We start from the raw sequence: 23849 nt of genomic DNA on the forward strand, positions 1-23849 counted from the left end.
GGACAGCACCATAAAAACACAAGGACTGACAGGATTATTTATACAAAAAATTCAGAATATTATTTATCAATGAAAAATTCCATATAATTACTTTTGATTGTGTTACCATTATAGTTACAATTATATAGAAAAATATACAAGGGGGCTAATATGAACATTTCATTAAAGGGACATACATATACAACAAAACATTTAGAAGCTTGGTACCATGCAATCTTAACGCAAAACGTTAAGGAAGCACAAATTCAGTTTCAAGAAGCTAAAAAAGAACATGAAGAAATGCTTTTGAAAGAAACCGAAACAATTCCACTCTATCATTTATATTACGCATTACTCCAGTTCCGACATACCGCTCTGACAGATGGTCTATCGATCACGAAAGATAGTTTTCAAATCATAGAAGACCAGGAAAAAACGGAAGATAAACACTTATCTTATCTATATCATTATTATAAAGCGATTCATTTTGCAGCAATTAATCATTATCAAGAAGCAGAAGAATATTTCTTAAAAGCACAGGCACTTTTATCAGGACATAGTCAGATCGAACAGGCTGATTTCTATTACCGCTATGCAGCTTATCATTGCCACCAACAACAACCAAGTTTTGCGATTGTAAATGCTTCGAAAGCATTAGAAATTTTTGAAACTCAACACGGATGTGAAAGAAATATTTCTTCCTGTTTAAGTGTACTTGGTGCTTCTTATGTAGACGTTGGCCATTTTGAACAAGCTGAGGAAAGCTATAACAAAGCGTTAGATATTCTTCAGAAATTAAATGAAGAATCATTACAACTGTATGTACGCGGTAATCTAGGACATTTATATGCAAGCCAGAATCTATCTGAAGAAGCGATTCGTCACTTGACGCAAGTCGTTGAAAAAATCCCTTCTCACTATAAGGCTATATTCTTACTTGCACAAGAACATGAAAAATTAGGGCTGATAGACAAAGCAAACGAATACATCGAAACAGGTAAGCAACTTGTATCTAAACTCGGTAATGAAGAGCACAGACATCACTTTGCTATATTAGAAGCATTCACGAAGCAAAATGAATTAGACCAAATTGAACCGATTGTTTTAGAAGGAATTGAATACTTCAATAAAGAATCTTTATATATCTATGTTTCTGAGTATCTTGAAAAACTAGCTCTAGCGTTTTATAACAAACAACAACACGAGAAAGCAAGTTCCTACTTCTTTAATAGTACAGTAGCAAAAAAATCGAATGAAAGAGGGTTAAAGAAATGAAAAAAACAATTGGTAAAATCGCTTTAGGTATTGCATTTACAGGTATTGCTGCATTTGGATTAAATGCAGGTTTCACAAGCCAAGCTGGACATACTCACTTCCCTTCCCCACCAGCACCTTCTTTATCTGACGGACATACTGGAGGCGCTCCTGCATTAAACATCGGTGACACCGGTGGGGCTCCTAAGCAAGAAGGGCATACACATTTCCCTGCTCCTCAATTAGAAAGCGTTGGAGATTATGGCGGCGCCCCTGCTAATTCTGAACATGGTACAGGTGTGTAAGTTAACAAAATTAAAATCTATTTAGATTACTGTTTCTATATATTTACAAGAAAACCATTCGATGTAACGAATATTATGTATATACATGATTTCTATTGTGATACACTGTACCCGAGAGAAATCTCCAATACATATGTGGTTTTCAAGTCTAAAAAATACACCTATTAACTAGGTGTATTTTTGTTTCCAATTCCCCCATTGAATGATTACATCTTTTCATTTAATCCCTTTTCCTAATAATTAAAGAATAATCCCAGAAAAACTCCCCTTCAATACCTCTTTTTCAAGTTGATTTATACATGTAAACATCGCAATGATTTTTGTGCGATTTTTCTCATCCGGTTCAAATTGTTCAATTGTTACATCACAACGAATCGTATCACCGCTAAAAACAGGACGTAAAAATTCAAAATCCATCTTGCGAGCTAACACGTTATAATCACCGCCAATTTTTGTAGGCAATGTTGATGTTAACAGCCCTTGTACAACAAATCTCCCCTGCTCATCTGGTGTAACATGGTGAACGCCTTCATCTTTAGATACTTTCGTAAATAAAACAACATCTTCTTTTGTAAAAGTTCGTTCAAAGGTGATTTTTTCGCCTACTTGCAATTCCATCCATACCCCTCCTCAAAAACACTTTTAAAATAAGAAAAACCGAAACTAAAAATCATTTCGGTTTTTCAAACTAAAGAAGTTTATTTTAACGAATGAACAAACAACCCACTGCGCAGTTTCGGCTCAAACCACGTTGATTTTGGCGGCATTACTTCTCCAGCGTCTGCGATTGCTAATAAATCTTCCATTGATGTCGGATATAATGCGAATGCTGCTTTATATTCACCACTTTTCACAAGACGTTCTAGTTCTTCTAGCCCGCGGATTCCACCGACGAAATCAATGCGTGAATCAGAGCGCGGATCATGTATTTCAAGCACCTGACTTAATAAATGATCTTGTAAAATAGATACATCTAAACGTCTAACAAGATCATTCGCATCAAATGTTTCCTCTTTCACTGTGAGCTTATACCATTTCTCGTTTACATACATTCCAAATGATTTTGGTTCATTTGGTTTATACGGTGAAACAGTTGCTTCTTCCACATAAAAATATTGCGCAACTTGCTTTAAAAATTGCTCTACTGATAAGCCATTTAAATCTTTCACAACCCGGTTATAATCCCAAATTGATAATTCATCATGAGGGAATAGAACGGATAAAAAGAAGTTAAATTCCTCTTCTCCTGTGTAATTCGGATATTGTTCTCTTCGCATAAGTCCAACTTTTGCCGCTGATGCTGAGCGGTGATGTCCATCTGCAATGTACAAGTTAGGGATATCTTCAAATGCATTTACTAAAGTCGTAATTACTTCTTCATCTGCAATCTTCCACGCAACATGCTCCACACCATCTTCTGCTGTAAATGTAAAGATTGGCGCATGTTCTTCTTTCCAGCTTGCAATGAAACGTTTCACTTCTTCTTTTGTACGATACGTTAAAAAGATTGGCCCCGTATTTGCGTCACACCCATCTACGTGGCGAATACGATCTAGTTCTTTTTCATGACGCGTTCTTTCATGTTTTTTAATTGTATCATCTTCATACTCGTCAATCGATGTACAAACGACAAGGCCTGACTGCGTTCTTCCTTGCATCGTCAGTTCATAAATATAAAGCGCTGGCTCTTCATCTTGAACGAACACTTCTTCTTGTATAAATTGCTTTAAATTTTCACCCGCTTTTTCATATACGCGATCATCGTACGGTGAAATCTCCGGGTCTAAATCAATTTCTGCTTTATCAACGTGTAAGAAAGAATATGGATTCCCTTTTACAACTTCTCTTGCCTCTTCACTATTTAATACGTCATACGGTAAAGCTGCTACTTGTGCTGCTTTTCCTTCTACTGGACGAATAGCACGAAACGGTCGGATTTTTGCCAAGTTTCTCTCTCCTTTACACAATCATTCGAACAGCTACAACACCTGTGATTTTGCTTATATTTTCCACAATATTCTCTTTCATTATATCATCAATTCCGTTATCAATATCAATCATTGTGTATGCCCAAGAATGTTTACTACGATTAATCATATCCGCAATATTAATATGATGTTCTGCTAAACATCCTGTAATTTGCCCCACCATGTTCGGAACATTTTGATGCATAATTGTAATACGTTTCTTTCCGATATACGGAAGTTCTACGTTTGGATAGTTTACTGAATTACGAATATTACCTGTCTCTAAATATTCACGTAATTGGCGAGCTGCCATTACCGCACAATTTTCTTCAGACTCAGACGTTGATGCACCAAGATGCGGCGTCGCAGTTACATTCTTCATCTTTATAACATTTTCATTCGGGAAATCCGTTACGTAATGCTGAATAATCTCTTCATCTAGCGCTTTTCGAAGAGCTGTTTCATCAACAAGTTCCCCTCTTGAGAAATTGAATAAACGCATCCCTTTCTTCATCGTTTCAATCGCGTGTTCACCAATAATCCCCTTCGTTTGATTCGTAAGAGGAATATGCAGTGTAATATAATCACAAGTTGCAAAAATTTCATCTAAGCTAAACGCTCTTTGTACTTGCGTAGAAAGACGCCATGCTGTTTCAACAGATATATACGGATCGTATCCGACAACGTCCATTCCTAAAGCTAACGCATCGTTCGCAACTAAAGCACCGATTGCGCCAAGACCGATAACACCTAGACGTTTCCCTGATATCTCTGATCCAACGAATTGCTTCTTCCCAGCTTCAACAAGCTGTGGTACTTCTTCTCCATCCAACTCTTTCGTCCAGCTCACTCCGTTTATAACATTACGGGAAGACATAATAAGGCTTGCGATAATAAGCTCCTTCACTGCATTCGCATTAGCCCCTGGCGTATTAAATACTACAATCCCTTTTTCCGTACAACGCTCAACAGGAATATTATTTACACCGGCACCAGCTCTTGCAATCGCCTTTAAATCTTCTGAAAACTCTTCTTGATGTAAAGAATAGCTGCGAAGTAAAATACCATCTGGATGACCTACTTTGTCTCCAATTTCATAGCGATTCCCATCAAAAATTTGCAAACCCTTTTCCGCAATTTGATTTAACGTCTGAACACGAAACATATCCCCATCTCCCTATCTATTCTCAAGCTCGAATTCCTTCATATAGTCTACTAATTTGTGTACACCTTGGGTTGGCATCGCATTGTAAATACTTGCACGCATACCACCTACTGAGCGATGTCCCTTTAGCGTAACGAAACCGCGTTCTTTCGCTTTTTGTAAAAACTGATTGTTAAGCTCTTCTGACGGTGTTGTAAATGGAATATTCATAAGTGATCGATACGTGGGATCAACTGGTGAAGTAAACAATTTAGATTCATCTAAAAAATTGTAAAGAAGTGAAGATTTCATTCTATTTTGTTCTTCCATCGCAGATACCCCGCCTTGTTCTTTCAACCACTCTAGTACAAGTTTTGCTACGTAAATACTAAAGGTTGGCGGTGTATTATATAGGGAGTTATTTTTACTGTAAGTTTCATAGTTTAACATTGTAGGGCAAGCACTATTTGCACGGCCAATTAAATCTCTTTTTATAATTACAATCGTTAAGCCCGCTGGCCCTAAATTCTTTTGCGCACCCGCATATATGAGGCCAAACTTCGTAACATCATATTGTTCTGATAAAATATTTGAGGACATATCCGCGACAAGCGGCACTCTTTCTAAATGTGGTATATCCACATACTTTGTCCCCTCAATTGTATTATTTGTTGTTATATGTACATAATCTAGTTTTTCATCACTTCGTAAATCATCCATTTTAGGAATCGTAGTAAACTTATCTTTTTCAGAAGAAGCAATCACTTGTACTTCTCCTACTTTTCCGGCTTCTTGCAGTGCCTTTTTAGACCATGAACCTGTCAGTACATACCCAGCTTTTTTATACGTGCTCATTAAATTTAACGGTATCATAGAAAATTGTAATGACGCACCACCTTGTAAAAATAAAACTTCATACTCATTAGGAATGTTCATTAATTCACGAAGTAAGCTGCTTGCTTCATCAATAATACTTTGGAAATAAGAAGATCTATGGCTCATTTCCATAACAGACATGCCTGTCCCGTTATAATTTACAAGTTCCTTTTGCACTTTCTCTAAAACTGGCAAAGGGAGTATAGATGGACCTGCTGAAAAATTATACACTCTCTCCATCACCCAGATAACCTCCCTATTTCTCATTTTTATTATTTTTTTAAACTTTCTGAATTATAACCTATATACAATACACGGTCAATTTGTTTTCCGTTATTACGGCGCAAGACGCGATGGAATCGCTTGCAAGTGCAAACACTTTTTTATAAACATACAAAAAAGTGTTAAGTACATAATCGTACTTAACACTCTAGTAATAAAGTATAATAGCTACTTACTCGTAAAGAACCGATCGAAAATTTGATAAATAGCTGAAAGACCAAAGAGCCAATAAATAGTATCCACAAACGCCGGCATAGAACCAAACCATTTCTCAACTACATTATAATCTAACGCTACAAACAACCAATTCAAACCGCCAAGAATCACCAAAATTACTGTAAGGTATGACAAAAATTTCATTATGATTGCCCCCTAGGTGATAAGATGGTGAAAGGCCTTTCACTAAAATATATGTAATGGATTCTAAAACTTACCTATTTTATAAAATTTATTTTCGATACCATCCATTAATAACTGTCTCTGCTTCTTTACTATGTATTTGATATGAATGATTACTATCATTAGATCCGATAAACCAAATTGAAAAACCTTTAAAATACGGCTTCGGTTCTAATACATCTCGGTAAGCACGCCACCCGTTAAGTTGTACATCTTTTGAAAACACATTCGTAACATCTGGGTTCCACGGGCTTTGTAATCCAAGTTCACGTGCTGGGACGTTAAACCCACCAAAGTACACTGGCTTTCCTGTTGCTTTATGTAATTGTTCCAGTTGCTGCACGACATTTTGACCACGATTGTATACTGTCGTCGCAAATAAACTTTGTTTTACTTCTTCGTATGATGGATTTCTTTCGCCTGAAACTTCAAACCAACTATCAATACTTACGATGTCCACCTTTTTTAAATACGGGCGATTTATTTTTGCTAGAAACTTCGCTTCATAAGATGGATCCCAACTTGCTGTTAACCACCAGTTCATTTGATACAAAACATTTCCTTTATACTGTTTACGAACAAAATCAATTGTATCGCTCCAGTATCCTTCTGCATATTCCATATTCACGAAATTAGAAGCAATCTTGAGTCCATACACATTGTATTTACTAGTAATGGAATCAAAAATATCTTGTAAAACAACCGTTTTCCAATTCCAGAAGAAATCGTTAATATTACTCGGGTTCCATTCCGTCTCTCCAATATTTCCTTGCTGAATAAACGGGAATGGTTCCACTATAACTTGTATATTACGCTTTAATAATTCTTGAATTAAAATAATAGCTTGTTTCTTTTGCGCCTGATTAATTACCATATTAGCCGAATTCACATCCGGAATATCTACTTGAATAGGTACATTCACCGTATTTAAATTCAAGCGTTCTGCATCAGCTAACACTTTCGCTACATTTCCTACTTCCCATACCGTTACGTTTCCTGATTTTATTTTTCCAGATTGAACAGTATTTACATCTGCCTGTACATTTCCTTGGAAACAAAAAGAAAACAACATGATACACACTCCTAAAATACTTACTAAACTCTTACTTTTCTTCACAAGTTTCCCCCTATAATTTTTGGCTTTCTTGATTATTTTATACAACGTTTCACATATATTCCAGAAAAAATTAAATGAAATTTTCATTAATAAAAGTATTATCCCTATAATTCCCCTAAAAATAGTAAGATAAATAAAAAAGGCGCGGCTTTCCGCTCTTTTTTCTTATCTTCTCACGATTGAAATCATTGTCTTCCTTCTAGTAACTTAGTTGGGTCAAATTTTGTCACCATTATAAATAAGAGACCCTTACATATAGTAAGAATCCCTTCTAACATTATCGCGGCTGTAAAGTTAATACTTTCCCTTCAATTCCATCTGTATTCAAAGTAGTCGTATGATACTCACCGTTCACCCAATCATCTATTTGATCATGATACCAATCACTTCTAAAATGTCCCGATTGTCCTGGTCCTACGATATGATAACCGTTTGACATATCTTTCGTATCAATAACGAATCGCCAAGAAGCTCCGTGATTGACAATACCGTTATCTCCGTAACTCGCTGCTTGAACGGTAACTTGGCTTCCGCCAATTGGAACTGGTTTCTCACGATTAAATGCGAGTAGTGCTAATATACTTGAAGATCTCGAAATTGGATGTGTAAAAGCAAGTTGATGATAATCGCCCCACTTCCATTCTCCAACATCTGGTCCATATTCCTTCTGTAATTTCTTCATTACATTCTCATACGATGTATGCACAACTTTTGTGAAGCCTCCGTACTTCGTAAACCAAGCGCTATTTTCTCCTGCTGCTTCTTTTCGAATCAATTCATCAACAACTTGTGACTTCCCTTCAAATAACTCCATCACATCTTTCGGTATTTCTTTTGAAAATAACGTATTCGAAATCTCTTTCATTAACAAATGGAAAATTAATGGTGCCGCTTCATCTTTACTATCGTAAAAATTCCACTTCGATAATTCTTTTACTCCCTCTTTCTCTACATCTGATAAAGATGTCTTATTTAACTCCTTTAAAAATATAGGAGTAAACTCTTTCCCGTATAAATTTTTTTGATCCATCTGTAACTCTTCTAAATCTTTTACCGTATACTTATCCTTCTCTTGCAAAAACTCTTGAATACGCATTTGCCTGTACGGTTGCGCCCACGTATTACTAATATGGTACGGATAATTATCATCAACAATTTTATTATTTGCAGTTGAAATAAACCCTTGTTTTGGATTTATTACTTTCGGAAGCTGATCAAATGGGATATACCCTTCCCATTCATATTCATCTGTCCATCCTGGCACTGGCAAACTACCATCACCTTTTTTACGTATCGGTATATTTCCATTCGCTTTATAAGCAATTGTGCCGTCGTTTGATGCAAACACAAAGTTTTGAGTTGGTGTATGAAAATCTTGAAGTGCAGTTTCAAACTCATTCCAATCTTTCGCTTTATTCATATTTAATACAGCCTTTAATTCAGCGGAAGGTTCCAAAGCAGTCCATTTCAAAGCGAATACTGTTTTCGTTTTCTCTTTTCCTTTATCCGCAAACTCTGAAATGACTGGACCATGCCTCGTAACTGTAACGTTATACGGAATTGTTTTCCCGCCTTTTACTTTAATAGATTCATCAACAACTGTAGCTTTTTCCCACTTATCGTTATACAAAAATTCATTTTCATTATTAGGATTTTTCTTCTCAATATATAAATCTTGCACATCAGGACCTGTATTCGTAACGCCCCATGCTATTTTGTCATTGTGACCTAATATAACACCTGGCACTCCCGCAAAAATAACGCCACTCACATGTAAATCTTTCATTTCAAGTTGTGATTGATACCAAATAGAAGGCGTCGCAAGAGATAAATGAGGATCATCCGCTAAAATCGGCTTACCAGACGCACTCTTCTCACCGCTTATGACCCAGTTATTACTACCATTAAACTCTGGTGGAATGATCGCTTTTGCAAAACTTTGTGCTACATTCACATTTGTATTTTTCAGTTCAGCTAGCAATCTAGGCGCATCTTTCGGATATGTAGGAAATAGCTCATTTGCTTGCTCTTTAGGTAGATTTTTCAGTGCCCAATATCGAAACGCCTGTCCGTGCCAATGTCCGCCTAAATCAAACGCCATATACTTTCCAATCGTTAAAGAATCCACGATTGACCACTCAGTAGGCTCATAACCTAATATAGTAAACTCAACCGGCAATCTCTTTTCCTCTTTTGCCTCGCGTATAAAAGCGTTCACCCCATCAGCAAATGACTGCAGGGCATATTTCGCTTCCCCATCATATTGACTAACAGACGCTTCGGCCGCTCGCCGTAAACCGAGCGTTCGAAACAACTTATCTCGATCAACAGCTGCTTCCCCTACAACTTCACTCAACATCCCAGAAGCTTGCCTTCTACTTAAATCCATTTGAAACAAACGATCTTGCGCTTGTACATACCCTTGTGAAAAATATAAATCATGTGCATTTTCCGCTTTAATATGCGGTACCCCTTTACTATCTCGCTTTACCGTAACAGCATGTTGTAAATCCTCTAGCTTTATCGTTCCATCTATCTTTGGCACAGATCTAAGCGTATATATGTTCAAAAAAATCACTGTACAAATAACTAACAAAAGAACGATACTACTAGACCAAATAAAAATTTTCTTACCTCTAGTTCGTTTCTTCTTTATAACGACTTCCATATAACCCCTCCTTTCTCAAACTATTCGCTTCTATTTAAGGAAGAACCTTTTAAAAACTTGAAAAACCCCCTTCATTTTCCTACAAATGAAGGGGGAATTCTTAACGTTTGTTACGCCAGCTTTCATTATGACCAAGATTTGACTCGGTCGCTAATTGCACATCATATAATACTTCACTAAAGAAGCGCTTATCTACTTGTTTTGGTACAATGCGTCTCTCATCATCAATTTCGTCATATTCATATGAACCACGGTTCACTGTACCCGCTTTATAAAATTGAATCTCAAATACACATACATCTTCTTCACCTTCATATCCAATCGGCGCTCCGCTAAATGATAGTTGCGCCCCTAATCCAGTGCGAGTATCTTCTTTATAAAATGTATAATAAACACCGCCATCTTGAACCGACCCGCGAGTCCATCCAAGTTTGGTCATCTTACCAAATAACGAGCGACCATTTAATAAAATACCGCCAAATCTCTCAACATCAATCTTATCATTTTCCTCTACTACAAACACTGGCCGTTCAATTTGTAGAAATGGCTGCACAATTCCGGAATTTGTCAGTTTCTCTTTCCATAGCTCCTTTTCCGCTCCTGATAATTCTAACGGATGAATTAAACCAATAACATTTCCAGGTGAAAGTTCATGATTCTCTCCTATCATTGAATAAAACGAACCATCCTCCACGTAACGGAACATTTTCCGCAACGTTCCTTCCGTATATTCACCCCAAACAAGCGAAATAGCAAATTGCTTCATAATTGGATTTTCCAAAAATACCGATTTCCACGTATCATATGACCAGTAGCGTTTTCGTGATAGAGCGTCTTCCAAACGTTGTTTCTGCATGGAAAGGGCACTTCGAAGTTCTTTCTTTAATACGGCTAACTCTTTCTTAGCCTCTTCAGCTTTTTCTATATCATCTTTTGCATTCGGCTTTGGAAGTGACTTCATACGTTTTCCTTCTTCTGTCTCTAATTCAATTTTTGACTCAGAAGTTAAAATAGCAGTAAAACATCTATTCCCAAAATCAATCTCCTTCTCACCACTTATATTGAAGCCAAGATCTGGTGCCAGTTGATCTTCCAACTCTTCTTCTGTTATACCACGTGTTTTCGCAGCAAGACTTAGTGCTTCTTTTGCCGCATTACGCACTAACTTATGCTTATATTTAAATGCCATCGCATGAATAGACACAAGTGCAAGCTTAGATGAGGACAACCCTAGAGCCCGAACAGCATCTGCTGCAATCTTTCCTCTCATATCAAGCACCCATTCATCAATTTGCTTTTTAAGTATACCGACCATTTTATCATCACTATACATGCCATATAACGAAAGAATACCACGTTTCTTCACATCTGCATCTTGAGAAATCCATACTTGATATATTTCTTGTACATATTCCTTCAAGTCTTGTTCATTCAAAATAGTACTAATTACTTCAGCCGCATCTTTCTTCTCAATGACAGAATCTGAAATATACTGTTGTAAATAGGCTAACGGAATTGTTGCATCTGCTATTTCATCTAAATTACGAAGACGAATTTGTGGTTCGTTCCCAATCCATTGCACAAATGAATTTCTTTTTTGTTCCGTTACTATACGACTGCAAAGTTCTTCTATATTTTCTGAATCTCCATCCACTTCAAGTAACGGAGCAAATTTCTCAACAAAAGAAGCATTCTTCTTTTCTTGTAAAGCTTCCTGTACAAGTTGTATATATTTTTCAATCTTATACTCTATTAGTATTTTCATCACATTTTCACGAACAATTTTCTTTTTATTATGAAGTTCAGCTGCTACATCTGCCGCAGCTCCTACATCTTTTGAAATAATTTTCACTACAGACTCACGCATTTTTTTAGATGAATCCCCTAAGTTTTTGATTAAAATTGGACGCATTTTAATCATATTATCCCTTGCTAACTCTTCTAAAATATACGCTTTGGCCACAGCAGAATACTCATCAAATCGTTCAATGATGTACGCTTGTTCTTTTACAATGACATGAACAAGCGCTTCCTTCGCCTTATTTCTCTCTTCACTGTAGCATGCAGCTTGTTCAACTGCATAAGCGATAAGCTTTTCCTTACTTAACCCATACGAAAGAAGATCTTCTAATACTTGTTTCGGTTCTATCCCTCTGACAGAACATTCGTAAAGAAGTTCGTATAAATTAACACTATCATCATCTCCGAATTGTAGTGTAAGTACAGCTTCCCTCTTCGCTACATCATCTATATCCCAAAGGAGTACAACCTCTAACACTGGCATACCCCAATACATACTTCTAAATTTCGGATTTTTAAGTATTTGCTTCATATCATCAAGTGACACTTTCCCTAATAAATAATCACGATATGTGTCACGTATTGTAGACAATTTAATTTGCAAAGCAGCGACAAAAAATTCTTCTCGCATTTTCCCTCTATTTAACTCATGTCCTTTTTCAGTTAACGTTCGTGCGATAATGAGATAATTAATTTTACTTACATATTGCAAAGTACGTTGAACAAATTCAGAATTTTCTTCCGCCATGAAGCATAGCATTTCATATTCATACGTCTTACAAAATTCCTCATTATTTAAATCATGTTGCCTCAGACGATGCGCAAAAAATCTTTCCTCAGAAATCCAGAACTGTTTACAAAAACTTTGAATTTCATCATACGTTTTCTTATTTACACTGCCAGTTCTTTTATAGTTTTGAGGCTGATTGAGAGCTTGACGCACGTAACGCGTAGCATGATTCATAAAACCCCAAACGTTTTTCTTCGCTAATATTTCAACATACCGCCTCGCAATATTTGAATACTGATGAATACTAAATAATAGTCGCCAAATATATTCTGGTAAATTTCCACCTAAAAATAATTCCCTATCACTTTCACCTTTTATATATCTTTCAACTGCTTCAATCTTTTCCTTTTCTCCATTCAAATTCAATATAAATTCAGCATGTTCTTCTAATCTCTCGTCCAATAAAAAACTGTATGTACGGAATCTCTCATAATCTACTTCAAACATTACGAGAAGTAACGATAATTGCTGCTGATTTGGTAAAGTGTGTAATTGTTCCTCTATATAGTTCGGGTTCTCTTTTGTTAGCCCTTTAAGAAAACCATACGCCTCATTCACATAACTTGAAATATTAGTAAAATATTTACACGCAATTACTACAAGTTTATCCAATGGAAGTGCACTTTTTTCTAAATAAATCTTCATATTAGCAAAATCCACATATTTAAACCTTATTATAAGAACATTTAACAATTGCTCCCCTAACAAATAATAAAATAACCGAAAGAAAGCCGGATCTTGTTTATATACTTTCCTAAAATCATTTATAAACTGATTTGCAAAATCGCTTCTTTTTTGATCTCTAATTGTCGTTAGTTGAATATTATTTAAAATCTCTTCTTCTCTCGTTTTTAAATAACGTAATGATAATTGTTCCTGTTCTTCTGTCATATGAATATATTGAAACAACTGAGCTGTATTTGTAGTCAAACTTTGTTCCCCCGCATCTTTTTATCTACTATAAAAATACCCTTATTTAATTGTAGTATAGCATAAAACTAATAAAAAACGAACATACATTCTATGTTAAATTAATGTAAATTAAAACACACTACTCAAAACACTTCTCCTTCTCTCTAAACTTCCCATTACACACTTTTCTTCACTAGAATTCCCTCACTTTTTTCTACACCAATTCCTCAAAATCCCCTGCACATAAGCGAACGTCCCCTTATTATTCTCAAACGCAATTTTAAGTGCCTCTAGTACTGTCTCTCCTGAAACTTTTTGTATCCACTCTTTCAATTCCTTCACGATATATAGAGATAGACTACTTATATTTTGTTCGTAAAATTTATAAACTTCACTATGCGAAGTATCCTTTTCTATATCTTCCTCCTCAGCAACTACTTGTAAACTACTATTATCCTCTTCTGCCGGCATACCAAAATACTGAAGTAATAACGGGATCTTACATTCTTCTTCAAGACATTTACGTAAAAACTTATGTAGGAACTCTTTACGTTTCACCGTTTTCAGCTCACGTAATACACATTTCTCTATGTTCGCATTAAAAATAGGATTATAGTGTAACCAATTTATAATGAATAACTCTTTCGTTTCCGTATCATATAAAATCTTCCCGTATTCCACAAACCGGTTCAATAACTTCTCAACAGTTTCCATACTGTAACCAGTTTCAAGCTCTGCTAAACGCTTTGGCAATATGTAAATACCACATTGCTTCGTTTTCGTACCAGTTAACAAATATATGTAAAAATAACGCTCTTCTGGCGTTAAATCTAAAATGAATTCATCTTGCCAAAAATTCACCTGCACATTACGGTACACCGCCATCAGTTTTCCCTCCACTCTTTACTAGCAAATAGGAAAATTCCAATCCTTCAATATAAATATAAGAATGAGGTAACGGTTTTGGCATTCGAATTTCAATTTTTTTTACTACTACTACCCCGGTTTTATTTTTTCGCGCTTTTTTGTTCTTGTAGTTGTTTTTGTTTTGTTTTTTCTTAGTGATTTATTACTTGATAGGTGCTTATGAGGGGCTTTGAAGGGGCTTATATAGTATTTTCATTCCCCTCTTATCTGATGTCTAATTACAAATGTCTCCAACAATCTTCATACATTGCAGACAACCATTATGATTTACCTGCTCATATTTACCCGAAAACAAAAAGCACTTGTTGCCTTCGTAGACAATTCAGTGCTTTAAGGTTGAAAGTTTATAAATAAAATTTTCTATAATCGACATAGTTGATTGAAATACAATTCTGTTACATTTATTTTAGTAACGATAATATGATACATACCGAATTATCTACAACTGAACGTTCTGGACGAGATTTCATTAACACTGTTAATCCAATTAATGAAGTGACTAGCGTTTGTGCTAATGCTTTAGCATTCACATCACTTTGCAGTTCTCCAGACTGAATACCTTTGGCGATCAATTCTTGAAATATAATTGAAAGATACATTTGATGTTCTCTAGTCAACACTTCAAATTTTTCATTATGAGGAGAAAGCTCCACCATTGTGTTAATACAAAAACAGCCTTTATTTGATTCTCTTTTATATTCCTCTTCCACCATATCTTCAAAAAATGTACGAATGGCCTCTTTTACAGATTGTTCTTTTTGAAGTTTTGTTCGAATACTAGCCGCGTGTAAATTCGTGTATCTCCGTAATGCAGCTTCAAACAGCCCTTCTTTATCACCAAATGCTGCATATTAACTCGGTCTTTGTATTTACCATTCTAGCAGTTAGATCACTTAATGAAGTAGTAGCGTATCCTTTCTCCCAAAAAAGTTGCATAGCAGCATCCAAAGCTTTTTCTTTATCAAATTCACGTAGTCGAGCCATCTAACCCCTCCTCTTTCTTCATCTGTTTTCTAAATTATAAATCACGTTTTTATGTACTAATCAGTATATTATATATCGTATTAAATTATAAATGATATTTCAAAAGAAACTGAAATCACTTTACAATTCACTTGACATATTAACTTATCCTTGATTATATTTTACTTACGGAATAACATACTGTTCGGTACATTATTTTAAAAACAAAAGGAGATGATATTATGGATGTTAAAGAAAAAATGACAACTGCTCTTACTCAGAATAATGATCAGTTCCAATTACCTATCAATACAATCATGCCCCGCTATATAACTCTATTATTTTCAATAGCTTGCGGGATGGCTGTGGCGAATATATACTTCGCTCATCCTCTACTTGATTCTTTATCAGCTGAGTTTAAGATCAACCATTCAACTATTGGTGTCGTTATTACGATTACTCAAGTTTGTTATGCACTCGGATTACTTTTATTAGTTCCACTTGGTGATTTGTTAAACCAAAAAAGACTTATTATTGTTCAAATGCTTTTATCCGTTTTCGCTTTAATTGTGGTTGGAGTCGCTCCTTCAAGTACCGTACTTTTTATAGGTATGGCCTTAGTCGGAATTCTTGCGACTGTTACGCAGACACTCGTCGCATACGCATCCATTTTAGCTAACCCAAAAGACCGTGGGCGAATAGTAGGTTTCGTTACGAGTGGTGTCGTAATAGGAATTCTACTTGCACGTACATTTGCCGGAACATTAACAGATTTAGCGGGATGGCGTTCCGTTTATCTTACCTCTGCTGTACTTATGCTCTTCGTAATTGGTTTGTTATACCGTAATTTACCTAATCTTGAACATAAAAAAACAGCTATGACCTATCGTAAATTATTACGTTCTGTTCTCTTATTATTTGTAGAAGAAAGGATCTTACGTATTCGCGGAATATTAGCATTGCTTATTTTTACTTCCTTCAGTATTTTATGGACTTCATTAGTTTTACCTCTAAGTGCTGCACCATATAATCTATCACATACAGCTATCGGAGCATTTGGTCTTGCTGGGGTTGCTGGTGCATTAGCTGCCACTAAGGCCGGACAACTCGCTGATCGCGGATTCGGAGAAAGAACTACTGGCATAGCCTTATCCTTATTATTACTTTCATGGCTCCTCATTAAATTAATGAACCATTCTCTATTCCTACTTGTTATCGGTGTTATCCTTTTAGATTTAGCTGTGCAAGCTGTACATGTCACGAACCAAAGTATACTTTTCACAGTGCGTCCTGAAGCGAGAAGTCGGCTCACTGCTAGTTATATGATTTTCTATTCTATCGGCAGTGCTACAGGTGCCATTCTTTCCACAAACATTTATGCAAGCTACGGATGGAACGGAGTTTGTATATTAGGTGCATCCGTTAGTGCTTGCGCTCTTTTATTTTGGGTAATAACCTTACGGCGATCATCACAACTAAAAGAAGAATAATTCATTTGTGTATTTTTTAATACGTGTTTTTCTACAAGACTATAGAATAGCATTTACTTTTTAACATAAATCAACGGCATTTTTATATTAAAAATGCCGTTGATTCCAAACTTTTATGTATGCGATTCGCCATTTCATGATAATAGATCATATACTAGCGAAATACATCTATTACAAATTACCTTTAACTTGTCCAACAATCTCATTTATCGTATTTCGATCAAACTTATCACTAATTTCGTATGGCTTACGATCTCCTACTAATTGTACCCCTACGATGTCTTTGCGGTCCTTACCATATTGCACTTCAATAATAGATCCGCGCTCTATTTGTTTCCAAATGTAACCTGCTTCATCTTTATTATCTAAAATAATACAGTCCTCAATATTTTCATCAATCCCAATTAACTTGTTATCATCCCTATACCCAACCTCGTATTGTAGACGTTCTTTCGTTTTTCCGCTTACTAATATACCTTTGCTACCATATGAGTAATCCGTATAATCCTTTTTCTCCGCTTGTACCGCTTTCGGCTCTTTTGCTTCAGTTTTTTCAGCAGTTCCACACCCCGCAATAAGACCGATTGGCATAACCGCCGTTAATACTACTCTAGTAAATTTCTTTATCATTTGTAACCAACCTCACATGTTTAACTTTAAATTCCATTTATCCCCTTACCAAATAATAACATAACACTACAGAGAAAGTGCCAAAGATAAAATATTATTTACATTCTCCCACTTTAAAAACCTATGCAGAAAGTTATACATCTATTTTGTCTCTTTCCCGTTTATCTTAATGTAATATTCTCATGATTATAACTAGATGGAAAGAGTTAGCTGAGGAACTTTATTCCACAGGTAACTACGATGCAATGTACTTTGCAGGCATTATTGCAAATCCAAAAGCTATGAGTGAATCGGATTTTAATCGTTGGATGGATGGGGCGTATTTTTATATGCTGTCTGATTATGTAGTAGCAATAACTTTATCAGAATCAAATATTGCACAAGACGTTGCTGATAAATGGATTGCAAATGGGGACGAGCTTAGAATGTCTGCAGGCTGGAGTTGCTACCGCTGGCTTTTAGGGAATCGCAAAGACAATGAATTTTCCGAAAGCAAAATTTCCGATATGCTTGAAATGTTGAAAAATACAATTCATGATTCGCCATAACAAGCAAAATCCTCTATGAATAATTTTCTAAACACTGTGGCAATTTCATATGTGCCACTACACGAAAAGGCAGTCGAGACTGCAAAAGAAGTTGGTATAGTTGAAGTAAAACGTGACAACAAAAAAGTAGTTTGCTAAATGCTCACGAAAGTATTCAGAAAGAACTTGATAGAGGAAGACTTGGTTTCAAACGTAAATATGTAAGATGTTAAAAGTATAAAGGTGTCAATCTTGCTTAGATTGACACCCTTTTTGTAGATATTAAAAGTTACGGGGAACCAATCATTCATTTCCCACTGTACATCTTATCCGTTAGAAACTTCTTCTTTCAATTTATATACCCTATCTCTTTTCTCATCATTTTTGATAAAAGTAAGCTTCCCTTCCGTAACAAAACCTTCTAATATTAAGCATACTTGTCCATATGCTTTAGGCTTATTCGTTGTGAATCTTTCATCGGGTATTTTACCAGATCGTATTAATCGTTCGCATAGCTCAAGTGCACTTATTTCTTCAGAATCAATTAATTCCAAAATATCTTTTTGTAATGGCGATAAAGGAGCTGGTATCTTAGATACCTCAGCTACCTCCACCTTTTCTTTTTCTTCTTCAAATAAATCTTCAAATGAAATTTGATTCATTACATCTTTTCCTTTCTGACAATGGATTTGTATAACATGAACTGAATCCTATATGTACTAGAACTTTTAAATTTAGTTATTGTCATGTAGTCCTTACCTTATTACATGAATTTCATACATTATGTACAGCGTTTCAAGTAGTATGTTTCGATTATACCAAATATACGTTCTATTATCTATTGTAGAATTCGTTATAGCAGGACTGAAAGCAATAGTGAACATCATCTGATTTGTTAGTTGCACAAAACATGTAACAAATCTATACTCATCTTTTAGTTTATCAGCCACTTCTATAAAAGTAAGACTAGAGCCACCTAACCCATGTAAACAAAAGATAACCGCATTTTTCTTATTACCCCATTCTGTGATGTGTACTTTCTTATTTCGATTATTAACAAAATTTGTAAGATACTAACAAATAAACAACAATACCAATCGCAGTGTTCGGGCTACCTCCACATGTCTATCAAGCTAAGAAAAGCGAACATCCAAAACAAAAAAGATGGCGAGGTTAATATTGTAGCATCTGGAAAGCAGGCAGTCTCTAAAGCCTAGTTAAGCAGATACAGTAAGCAAGTATTCTATGTTACGAATGAAAAAGGATCTGATATGAATATCAGATCCTTTTCCACTGCTTCTTTTATAAATTTAAGTTCTTGATACATACATCGCTTCACACGAGGTTGCTATTTACTAGAACACGATAGCCGGTTCATACGTGCTTAAATTATCATACACAGTTTTTACAATACTAGGAGGAAGGTTAACACATCCTCCAGATCCGCCTTTTCCGGTAGCAGTGCATAATTTATTTCCTTTGAGGAAGGGAAAAATGTCCACTGGCTTTTTAATAGAATCAAATTGTATTTTTACTTGTCAGGATTAATTTTTTTGCAATACTCTTCTAAAGTTAACCCCTTTTCTTTTAGATAAATAGCAACTTCTTTTCCTACATAACGATAGTGCCATGGCTCATACTTTATGCCAGTAATATTCTCTTTATCTTTTGGATAGCGGAGAGTAAACCCATACTCTGCAGCATTCTTATCTAACCATTTGAATGCATCGGTAGTATCAAATTTTGCATTTAAATCTTCCACCGTATTCTGCCATTCAACTGAAATAATGTCTAACGCTAATCCAGTGTGATGTTCGCTTGCACCAGGATACTGAAGATATTCCAATGCCTTATCACTAGCCTCTTTATCCGACAAACCCTGAGATTTATAACTTTTAACTGAAGCATCATAATAAGTTTGTTGTAATTTTATAGCTCGATAACCTGACCTTAAATAAAGATTAATCCCCTCTTTTTTTGCAGCTGTTACCATATCCTGATAGGAAGTTGAAATTCTGCTATCTATTTTCATATTTGGCTTAGCATTTTGGGTGATACTTGTTAATTCAATCCCTAGTTCCTTTGATAACATATGTTCTCTATTTACAAGAATGATTCTCCAATCATTAAGATCAGAGATAGGTAAAACATCTTTTTTATTTGCATCTGTCTCATTTTTATTGTTACTTTTAGTATTTTCCTGAGATATTTGTTTTCCACTACAAGCAGCAAGACTCCATCCCAATGCCAATACCAATGCTAACATTATAAATTTTTTAATTATCTCTCATTCCCTTCTTATTTATTAGTCTTTATACCAATTCCCAAACACATCTCTAGGAATATCTTTGAAATCCTTCAAAGAAACGGGGCCGACAAATTTTTTAATCCCATGATTTTTAGAATTTTCATCCGAATAATCTTTTAAAAATTGAATTTTAAACTGTTTCTTACCATCAGCATAGTCGGTTACTGTCGGTACGACTGCAGCTTGTCGTATACCAAAAGTTTCATCTTCATACTTGACAAATTGTATATAAGATAGACCTCCAACTAATGTTTCTAATTTTTCTTGAGCAGAAATTAGATTTCCAAGAGAATAATAGATTAGCGTTTGATGTCCATCTTTATTTTGTTTCCACTCAACTGGTTGAATTACATGTGGATGAGTTCCAATTACTACATCTACCCCTAAATCTGTTAAATATTGAGCAATTTCTTTTTGTTGATTTGAAGGTGTAAAGGTATATTCTACTCCCCAATGCACCATAACAATCACCATATCAGAGTTTTTCTTTGCCTTTTCCACATCATTTTGTATCGCTTTTTTATCAATTAAATTTATTGCCCAAGACTTATCATCTTTAATTTTATTTCCATTCGTACCATATGTATAATTAAGTAGCGCAAAGCGAATACCATTTTTTGTAATCGTTTTTATTTCATTACGCTCGTTTTGGCTCTCATTAATACCTAACGGAATAACATCCGGATATTTCTTCCAGTATTCTCTTGTATTCAATACACCTTTGATACCCATATCCATAGCATGATTTGTTGCTTGAGTTACTATGTTGAATCCAGTGTCCACTAAAGATTGACCTACTTCTTCAGGTGTATTGAAAGTTGGATATCCCTGTACTTTTAGATTATTTCCTGCAATTGGAGTCTCCTGATTCACTATAGCAAGATCACTTGATTGAACAGCTTTTTTTATATTTTCATAAATATAGTGATAATCATATGAACCGTCTTTTTGTTTGCCATCTTTAATTACTGCGTCATGATATAAATTATCACCCGTTGCCATTAAATTCACAACCGATTTTACTTTTTTATCTTCACTAAAATTAGGAGACTGTTGAATAGGACTTTTATCTACCCAATTTGGTGCTTTTAATAATTTATCTGTATTTGATTGAGCAGGTGCTACTGAAGCTTTAGATGTCTTAACATCTGTATTATCGCAAGCGGTTAAAAGCACTAAAAAAATAAGACATAATAAAAAAAACTTTTTACTTCTCTGTAAATTATCTAACATGTGATCCTCTTTTCTGTTTTATTACTTATAACCAGTTCTAACAAATAACTTTTTAAAACAGTGTATTGTGGTTTTTACACTTAATTATGGAAGGATTACATTTGCTTCGGAATATGCTGATAATCGTTTTCCACCTTCTAACAATCTATCGATTCCATCAGAATTGATAGATTGCTAGAAAAACATTATCCACCAGGATGTCGACTAGATTCTAATCAACATCCTCCAGATACTGAATTTGATATACCTGTTCCAATTGTAGTAGCTGGTTAATCTAAACAAGAGAGGAGAATAGTTCATATAGCCTCCTCTCTTGTTTTACGTTTGTGAGTGGCTCCAAAAAGAGGGAATCGTTGCCGTACCCCCTTTAGATATTCCGAGATCTTTGTAACTAATTTCTTTAAATTGAGCGACAATCATTATACTGATAACAACAAGTAAGACCCAAGAACTTATTTTACCAATATACGAAAAAAGTAGCAATATTTTCTGCGATCCATATAAAGAAGCCAATTAGGAGAAATGAAAAAGGAAGTGGCATTTTATATGTGTTGTTTCGCACTGTGAATTGTACATAAGTTTTAGCAAAAACAATAAATAAAGGCTCTGTTGCAAAGTTTTCTACATGAAGCTATACTCTAGAAAACAGGATCTAGGAGAATTGGGCATGTCTTTTCGTTCTTCCCAGAAAATATATTTTCCTTCACTGATCAATTGTAAAAAAACAAGCCATCCAATTCATAGAGGATGAATTGGATGGCTTGTTCTGTATCAAAAAGAAAATCTGTTATTTGATTATTTCAATTTCCCCTCAAAAACAATTTTTCTACCACACGGTTCAACTTCTGTTTTCCCGTCTTTCTTCACTTCATGAAAGATTGGCTCTTCCATGCGACGAGACGGTGCATATCCTTCTTGTTCCATACGTGCTAAACAGTCTGTAATTGTTTCGTTTTCTAGTACTTCAAATTTCTTTTTATTAGGTTGTTTTGTCATGCCCTAACCTACTTTCTATTTTTCTTGATGCGAATTGATTTTTCATGTGAATAATATATACCATTGCGAGAATACCCATTATAATCATAACCGCAATAAAAAAGCTTGTATACTGTATTTTTTCTATAAATACGCCTCCTAATACAGGGCCCATAATACTTCCTATACTAAAGGCGATTCCGGATAATATATTACCTGCTGGTAGTAAGTGCCTCGGTAATAAATCTGTCATAAATCCAAGACCTAATGAGAAGCACGAGCCAATGACCATACCAGCTAAAAGCATACAGGCAAAGACGATCCAGTAATATTGATCAAATACTGCTGCAAGTAGGAAAATGCCAGTACTTACGCTGAACATCCACGTTAAAATACGATCTCTTCCGTATTTATCACTTAACATACCGAGCGGGATTTGTGTAATAATACCTCCAACTGCGAATGCTGGTAATAAGAAGGAAACTTCCGCTATAGACCATCCTTTGCGAAGTGCGTATACTGGCAAATTACTATTTAACATCGCTTCAAGTACACCGTATGCAAGCGGACCAATTAACGCAATCCACGCTAATCCAACGACTTGTTTATAACGAGAAAAGGATGATTCACTTTCAGTTTTCGCCTCATCTTGTGCTGGAAATGCATTTTTCGTTGGTAGTAGTAAAAGCCAACCTATTAAGCAAAGTATAGTAGATACGATAAATGGTGTTGCAAGACCGTACTGAACAGTGCTTGCTAAATACGGGCCAACTGCGAAACCAATTCCGAAGAATACACCGTATATAGATACTTGTCTACCTATTTTACTAGGATCTGACGTTGTCGTAATCCACGTTTGCGTTCCTACATGGAGCATATGATCTCCGACTCCAACTAGAAATCTAAGAATAAACCATACCCAGAATGAAAATGTTTGTGTAAAAAAGAATAATGAAATAATAACGAGAAACCCACCAATTACGATAATTGGTTTCATTCCAAACTTTTGCATCGGTTTTTCAAGAAACGGTGAAATAAATAATATCCCGATGTATAATGCCGTCGCATGAATACCGTTAATACTTGAACTAACCCCTTCTTGTTCAAAAATCATTGCAATGGTCGGTAAGAGCATGCCTTGTGACAAACCTGAAATTGCCACAATCCCAACCATAATCCAAAAAGTAAAACGCATCGACATCCTTTTCCCTCTCCTTCTCACGCTTTCCAACTTTCATTATAAACTGTTTCTTTACATGCGTGTACGAATATTACCAATAAAAAAAGAAGCTAAAAAGAATAT

Annotated in this window: 17 protein-coding genes and 5 pseudogenes; 4 read left to right on the forward strand and 18 right to left on the reverse strand. The window is 35.4% G+C overall.

Features of this window, described 5'->3' with window-relative positions; genetic code table 11:
• Positions 1–150: 150 nt before the first annotated feature.
• Both ACFVQC_RS27055 and ACFVQC_RS27060 read left to right on the forward strand, forming a co-directional pair.
• Positions 151–1254: a tetratricopeptide repeat protein gene (locus ACFVQC_RS27055; protein ID WP_377899810.1), complete on the forward strand. Its 1104-nt coding sequence runs from the start codon at positions 151–153 to the stop codon at positions 1252–1254.
• The gene (locus tag ACFVQC_RS27060) at positions 1251–1538 is read left to right on the forward strand and encodes a hypothetical protein (protein WP_078214105.1); all 288 of its coding nucleotides are present in this window, start codon (positions 1251–1253) and stop codon (positions 1536–1538) included. The genes ACFVQC_RS27055 and ACFVQC_RS27060 overlap by 4 nt, the downstream gene beginning before the upstream one ends.
• 240 nt (positions 1539–1778) lie before the next feature.
• Here ACFVQC_RS27060 and ACFVQC_RS27065 read toward each other — a convergent pair whose 3' ends face one another.
• The 10 genes and pseudogenes from ACFVQC_RS27065 to ACFVQC_RS27110 all read right to left on the reverse strand — a co-directional run bounded on the left by ACFVQC_RS27065 (position 1779) and on the right by ACFVQC_RS27110 (position 15404).
• Positions 1779–2156, reverse strand: a complete 378-nt coding sequence (locus tag ACFVQC_RS27065; protein ID WP_377893016.1) for a hotdog family protein — start codon at positions 2154–2156, stop codon at positions 1779–1781.
• 80 nt (positions 2157–2236) lie between these two features.
• Complete coding sequence (locus tag ACFVQC_RS27070; RefSeq protein WP_377899812.1) at positions 2237–3484, reverse strand: DUF1015 domain-containing protein; 1248 nt, start codon at positions 3482–3484, stop codon at positions 2237–2239.
• Positions 3485–3497: 13 nt separating this feature from the next.
• Positions 3498–4670 (reverse strand): 3-phosphoglycerate dehydrogenase family protein, encoded by a 1173-nt coding sequence (locus tag ACFVQC_RS27075; protein ID WP_377899813.1) that lies wholly within the window; start codon positions 4668–4670, stop codon positions 3498–3500.
• A 12-nt stretch (positions 4671–4682) separates the two neighbouring features.
• Positions 4683–5765, reverse strand: coding sequence for a 3-phosphoserine/phosphohydroxythreonine transaminase (gene serC, locus ACFVQC_RS27080; RefSeq protein WP_377899814.1), 1083 nt, complete (start codon positions 5763–5765; stop codon positions 4683–4685).
• A 210-nt stretch (positions 5766–5975) separates the two neighbouring features.
• Positions 5976–6167 (reverse strand): DUF378 domain-containing protein, encoded by a 192-nt coding sequence (locus tag ACFVQC_RS27085; RefSeq protein ID WP_016095805.1) that lies wholly within the window; start codon positions 6165–6167, stop codon positions 5976–5978.
• Positions 6168–6255: 88 nt separating this feature from the next.
• Positions 6256–7323, reverse strand: coding sequence for a glycoside hydrolase family 113 (locus ACFVQC_RS27090; RefSeq protein WP_377899815.1), 1068 nt, complete (start codon positions 7321–7323; stop codon positions 6256–6258).
• Positions 7324–7600: 277 nt separating this feature from the next.
• Positions 7601–9991 (reverse strand): penicillin acylase family protein, encoded by a 2391-nt coding sequence (locus ACFVQC_RS27095; RefSeq protein WP_377899816.1) that lies wholly within the window; start codon positions 9989–9991, stop codon positions 7601–7603.
• A gap of 100 nt (positions 9992–10091) precedes the next feature.
• Positions 10092–13511: a DUF4132 domain-containing protein gene (locus ACFVQC_RS27100; RefSeq protein ID WP_377899817.1), complete on the reverse strand. Its 3420-nt coding sequence runs from the start codon at positions 13509–13511 to the stop codon at positions 10092–10094.
• Positions 13512–13622: 111 nt separating this feature from the next.
• Positions 13623–14378, reverse strand: a pseudogene (locus ACFVQC_RS27105) (DnaD domain-containing protein).
• A gap of 443 nt (positions 14379–14821) precedes the next feature.
• Positions 14822–15404: pseudogene (locus ACFVQC_RS27110) on the reverse strand (TetR/AcrR family transcriptional regulator).
• 221 nt (positions 15405–15625) lie between these two features.
• Here ACFVQC_RS27110 and ACFVQC_RS27115 point away from each other — a divergent pair.
• Positions 15626–16873 carry an MFS transporter gene (locus ACFVQC_RS27115; protein WP_377899818.1) on the forward strand — a complete coding sequence of 416 codons (1248 nt, stop codon included), beginning with the start codon at positions 15626–15628 and terminating at the stop codon, positions 16871–16873.
• 171 nt (positions 16874–17044) lie between these two features.
• Here the strand turns inward: ACFVQC_RS27115 and ACFVQC_RS27120 are convergent, their stop codons facing one another.
• A complete protein-coding gene (locus ACFVQC_RS27120) occupies positions 17045–17503 on the reverse strand; it encodes a hypothetical protein (RefSeq protein WP_377899819.1) in 459 nt (152 codons plus the stop codon).
• A 182-nt stretch (positions 17504–17685) separates the two neighbouring features.
• Here ACFVQC_RS27120 and ACFVQC_RS27125 point away from each other — a divergent pair.
• Positions 17686–18263: pseudogene (locus ACFVQC_RS27125) on the forward strand (DNA alkylation repair protein).
• 93 nt (positions 18264–18356) lie between these two features.
• On the opposite strand, the gene ACFVQC_RS27130 reads toward ACFVQC_RS27125, so the two are convergent.
• The 7 genes and pseudogenes from ACFVQC_RS27130 to ACFVQC_RS27160 form a co-directional block, all read right to left on the reverse strand.
• On the reverse strand, positions 18357–18692 hold the full coding sequence (locus ACFVQC_RS27130; protein WP_002161149.1) for a DUF3895 domain-containing protein: 336 nt from the start codon (positions 18690–18692) through the stop codon (positions 18357–18359).
• A gap of 249 nt (positions 18693–18941) precedes the next feature.
• Positions 18942–19061 (reverse strand): annotated as a pseudogene (locus ACFVQC_RS27135) (alpha/beta fold hydrolase); the annotation flags it as partial.
• Positions 19062–19561: 500 nt separating this feature from the next.
• Positions 19562–20287: a M15 family metallopeptidase gene (locus tag ACFVQC_RS27140; protein WP_377899828.1), complete on the reverse strand. Its 726-nt coding sequence runs from the start codon at positions 20285–20287 to the stop codon at positions 19562–19564.
• A 48-nt stretch (positions 20288–20335) separates the two neighbouring features.
• Positions 20336–21571, reverse strand: a complete 1236-nt coding sequence (locus tag ACFVQC_RS27145; protein ID WP_377899820.1) for a CapA family protein — start codon at positions 21569–21571, stop codon at positions 20336–20338.
• Between the two features lie 318 nt (positions 21572–21889).
• Positions 21890–22181, reverse strand: a pseudogene (locus ACFVQC_RS27150) (DUF817 family protein); the annotation flags it as partial.
• Between the two features lie 185 nt (positions 22182–22366).
• Positions 22367–22567: an NETI motif-containing protein gene (locus tag ACFVQC_RS27155; RefSeq protein ID WP_000166302.1), complete on the reverse strand. Its 201-nt coding sequence runs from the start codon at positions 22565–22567 to the stop codon at positions 22367–22369.
• Positions 22551–23747, reverse strand: a complete 1197-nt coding sequence (locus ACFVQC_RS27160) for an MFS transporter (protein ID WP_377899822.1) — start codon at positions 23745–23747, stop codon at positions 22551–22553. The genes ACFVQC_RS27155 and ACFVQC_RS27160 overlap by 17 nt, the downstream gene beginning before the upstream one ends.
• Positions 23748–23849 lie beyond the last annotated feature (102 nt).

This window comes from Bacillus sp. NPDC057893, from assembly GCF_042796455.1.
GTDB lineage: Bacteria > Bacillota > Bacilli > Bacillales > Bacillaceae_G > Bacillus_A.